The following is a 4,048-nucleotide window of genomic DNA, read 5'->3' on the forward strand; positions in this document are numbered from 1 at the left end:
TACTTCCCACGGGAACTTGACATCCCGATCATCCTTTCGGTCAACGCGGCAATCATACCAATTGCGCGGTGGTCCAGAAACAATGGGGCACCTCACTGCTCTGGCTCGCGATCTGCAACATTGAGGACAAACGAGCCCGCGACCGCGCCAACGAGCGCGGCCTCTCCCACGGCGCGAAACGCAAAGCCGAAGGACGCCTCGTCGAAGGACAAGTCGTGACGAACTGGATGAAAGCCCTCGAACAGCTCTCCCTCGTCTATCCCGAACGCATCAACCGCTACCTCTAAACCCGAGACTCCACCCACTTACACACACAACTTGACAAGCTCGCTGCCACGCCTGGTGACGCACGTCCTCATCGAAGACGAGGGCCTCGATACCACGCCCCGTGTCGCGCAGATTCATCTGCGCCGCACCGCTGACCAGCTGCCCCACGCCAGACCCGACACTAGCGACGAGCTGCCCCGCCCACGACCCGGACTCGACCGCCGGCCGCATCACAGTGACGTCATACCATTGGCCCACCTGATCGCTGGCCATCCCGGCCAAATTCAACCCCTCACCGGTCGACGCAATCGACGCGTCGTTAATCGCGCTGTTCACACCCCCCACGATCAGCGACCCACCCAGCCCCGCGAACGCCAACGTCGCGCCCGCGCTGAACGGCGTACCCACCACGCCCACCGCGAGAATCAACACACCCTCAACGACCTGTATCCCGTCCCACAGCACCCCCCACAGGGCATCCTCTTTCCGTTGCCGATCCTGTTCAGCTTCAACATCATCGACATACCCAGAGAACAAGGTCTCCCACCCGTCGGACGCGGCCTGCTGGTTCTCCCGACAGTAATCCAGCATCCCCCCGGTCAACCCGCTCAACCTCTGCAAAGTGAGAGTGAAACTCCCCGCCGTATAGGAGCGCCCCTGCCCGACAGTAAGACTCCCGACATTGTTCAGGATACCGTTCAACTCAGCGAGGAGATTCTTGACCTGGTCGAATCCATGATCCGTGGCCTCATACGCCGCCCACGTCTCCTGCTGAGACGTCACGATCAGACGCAAACTTCTCCCGGTCCTACTCGCCGGCTAGCTCAGCCTCAAGCTGGGCCTTCCACGCGAAATCACCTTCCCAGTTCTGCCAGAAGTCATCTTTCTTCTCTTCGTCCGTCAGATCATCGTAGTACGTCCAGTCACTCTCCACCTGCTCGGTCCGGGTATCTACCGACCAACGAAAACGCACCGGAGACTTGCCCTGCAACGCACGGAGAATGTCATGCAGCTGAACGATCCGCGGCTGAACAAAGCGAACGTTCTCCCTAAGCTCTTCCTTGGCAAGAACATCGGAATTGTTCAGAACTTTACCGTTAGCGATCGAATACTTGAGATTTCCGCTGTACTGTGTGATATTGCCGGAGGCATCATCGGAGATCTTGCCTTCGATGTAGAACTTTTCGACTTTGTCGCCTACCTGCTCCCACGTGAACGCAATAATCTCTTCCTGAATTTCCGATAGTCACTGAAAGCCAGTGCCGTTATCCATCATTGTCCTTCGTGTTTGGGTTAGGGAATTGGGTTCGGGATCGTGTCAGAAACAAGATGTCCGTCAATTTTGTATTCGACTTCGAACGCGGTTGGTCGGCTGGTGCCGTCGTAGAGAACCTTGATCTCAATATCGGTCACCGCACGTGGCGGATGTGCTTTCAGTGCCTTTCGCCACGCGCGTTCCATGGCGGTCCATTTCGAGCCCGCGCCCCGGTTCACCGACTTGGCTTGGCTGACGAGATTGTCCAAGGCGGGGCTGCCGTCGAACATGTCGGCGATCAGGTGACCGGCATCATCACCCCGGAGCCTACCCGGGGTGAGGCGGATATTCCTGAACCGCTTACGTTTGGCCTTCAAAAACAGTTTCGCGACGTTGAGACCAGGCACTTCCGTCAGTAGCCAGAACGTTGAGACCATCATGGATCTCTCCCACGTTCAGCTGCGCACCCTCACTGACCACCTGCCCGAGATCAGAAACGACACCAGCAAGTAACTGAAGACTACCGCCCCGCTAGCTCGGCCTCAAGCTGGGCCTTCCACGCGAAATCACCTTCCCAGTTCTCCCAGAAGTCGTCATTCTTCTCTTCGTCCGTCAGATCGTCGTAGTACGTCCAGTCGCTCTCCACCTGACCCGTTGTCGTGTCAACCGCCCAGCGAAAACGCACCGGAGACTTGCCCTGCAGCTCACGGAGAATATCGTGCAGCTCGACGATCCGCGGCTTAACATAGTCAGCGTTCTCGTAGAACTCTTCATCGGTGAGAACATTGGAGACGTCGAGGACACGACCACCGACAACAACGTTCCTGAGGTTACCTTCGTATCCTGTAACGTTCCCGTGCGCGTCGTCTGTTATCTTACCTTGCACGTAGAAATTGTCGACTTTGTCGCCGACCTGCTCCATCGTGAAGCTCAGGATCTCGTCCTGGATCTCCGACAGCCGTTCGAAACTGGTCTCATTGGGCATAACTCTCCTTCTTAATTGATCTCAGTAACGGGGTTGGGGATAGAGCGAGTGAAGGGCGTTCCGTCGATTTTGTATTTGACTTCGAACGCGGTTGGTCGGCTGGTGCCGTCGTAGAGAACCTTGATCTCAATATCGGTAACCGCACGTGGCGGATGTGCTTTCAGTGCCTTTCGCCACGCGCGTTCCATGGCGGTCCATTTCGATCCTGCGCCCCGGTTCACCGACTTGGCTTGGCTGACGAGATTTTCCAAGGCGGGGCTGCCGTCGAACATGTCGGCGATCAGGTGACCGGCATCATCACCACGGAGCCTACCCGGGGTGAGGCGTATATTCCTGAACCGCTTACGTGTGGCCTTCAAAAACAGTTTCGCGACGGTGACCCGCTCGATCAGACCGTCAACGTTCGTTTCATACACGTACTGGTGGTTCGTGCCGGGTGCACTCGCACGGTAGATGATGTCGGGGAGCAGCGCGCCCTTGCGGTTCGGATCAAACGGATCCAGAACCTCAGCCTTTTGACGAAGAGTAACGCTCGCCGGCTCGTCAACACCACGGGGCCTTTCCTCCGGACCATCGACACCACGAGGCTTCTGCTCCGGCCCGTCAATACCGCGGGGCTTGCCGGTCGCCCCGTCAATGCGGTCTGCTGGCCGTATTGTCGGCGTGAATTCGTTGCTGACTGTCACCCCTCCCGCGCCGAGGTCATTCTTAAGCCAGTCCAGTGCGCTGGTGGTCCTGCTCGGGTTCGTGATGATGGGTTTCGCGAAGTCGGCGAATTTGTTAGCCTCGCCCAGAACCCCGCTCGTTTTCGCGATCTTCAACGCCGCCGCTCCGGGCAGGATATTCCCAACGATCTGTCCGATCACCACCGGGTTTCCCGCGCGGACCTCGTCAACGAGCGTCGAGACCTGCTGCCACGCCTGGTTACGCACCTTCTCATCGAAGACGAGGGCCTCGATCCCACGCCCCGTGTCACGCAAATTCATCTGCGCCGCACCGCTGACCAGCTGCCCCACGCCAGACCCGACACCAGCGACGAGCTGCCCCGCCCACGACCCGGACTCAACCGCCGGCCGCATCACAGTGACGTCATACCATTGGCCCACCTGATCGCTGGCCATCCCGGCCAGATTCAACCCCTCACCGGTCGACGCAATCGACGCGTCGTTAATCGCGCTGTTCACACCCCCCACAATCAACGACCCACCCAGCCCCGCGAACGCCAACGTCGCACCCGCGCTAAACGGCGTACCCACCACGCCCACCGCGAGAATCAACACACCCTCAACGACCTGTACCGCGTCCCACAGCACCCCCCACAGGGCATCCTCTTTCCGTTGCCGATCCTGTTCAGCTTCAACATCATCGACATACCCGGAGAACAAGGTCTCCCACCCGTCGGACGCGGCCTGCTGGTTCTCCCGACAGTAATCCAGCATCCCCCCGGTCAACCCGCTCAACCTCTGCAAAGTGAGATCGAAACTCCCCGCCGTGTAGGAGCGCCCCTGCCCGACAGTAAGACTCCCGACATTCTTCACGAT

6 protein-coding genes and 1 pseudogene are annotated in these 4,048 nt (G+C 58.8%); 2 read left to right on the forward strand and 5 right to left on the reverse strand.

Annotated features, from left to right (window positions below; translation table 11 throughout):
- Positions 1–44: 44 nt before the first annotated feature.
- A pseudogene (locus B0H03_RS15845) lies at positions 45–287 on the forward strand (IS256 family transposase); the annotation flags it as partial.
- Here B0H03_RS15845 and B0H03_RS15850 read toward each other — a convergent pair.
- Both B0H03_RS15850 and B0H03_RS16380 read right to left on the reverse strand, forming a co-directional pair.
- Entirely contained in the window at positions 271–1,050 is a 780-nt protein-coding gene (locus B0H03_RS15850) for a hypothetical protein (RefSeq protein ID WP_104266476.1), read from the reverse strand. The pseudogene B0H03_RS15845 and the gene B0H03_RS15850 overlap by 17 nt on opposite strands.
- Positions 1,051–1,075: 25 nt before the next feature.
- On the reverse strand, positions 1,076–1,258 hold the full coding sequence (locus tag B0H03_RS16380; protein WP_127843998.1) for a hypothetical protein: 183 nt from the start codon (positions 1,256–1,258) through the stop codon (positions 1,076–1,078).
- Positions 1,259–1,273: 15 nt separating this feature from the next.
- On the opposite strand from B0H03_RS16380, the gene B0H03_RS15855 reads away from it, so the two are divergent.
- Positions 1,274–1,513, forward strand: coding sequence for a hypothetical protein (locus B0H03_RS15855; RefSeq protein ID WP_104266475.1), 240 nt, complete (start codon positions 1,274–1,276; stop codon positions 1,511–1,513).
- Between the two features lie 47 nt (positions 1,514–1,560).
- Here B0H03_RS15855 and B0H03_RS15860 read toward each other — a convergent pair whose 3' ends face one another.
- The 3 genes from B0H03_RS15860 to B0H03_RS15870 form a co-directional block, all read right to left on the reverse strand.
- Positions 1,561–1,962: a DNA/RNA non-specific endonuclease gene (locus B0H03_RS15860; RefSeq protein ID WP_104266474.1), complete on the reverse strand. Its 402-nt coding sequence runs from the start codon at positions 1,960–1,962 to the stop codon at positions 1,561–1,563.
- Positions 1,963–2,042: 80 nt separating this feature from the next.
- A complete protein-coding gene (locus B0H03_RS15865) occupies positions 2,043–2,507 on the reverse strand; it encodes a hypothetical protein (RefSeq protein ID WP_104266473.1) in 465 nt (154 codons plus the stop codon).
- Between the two features lie 11 nt (positions 2,508–2,518).
- The coding region (locus tag B0H03_RS15870; RefSeq protein ID WP_207774262.1) for a DNA/RNA non-specific endonuclease at positions 2,519–4,048 on the reverse strand (1,530 nt) is incomplete at its 5' end.

The organism is Rathayibacter iranicus NCPPB 2253 = VKM Ac-1602 (assembly GCF_003149025.1).
Lineage (GTDB): Bacteria > Actinomycetota > Actinomycetes > Actinomycetales > Microbacteriaceae > Rathayibacter > Rathayibacter iranicus.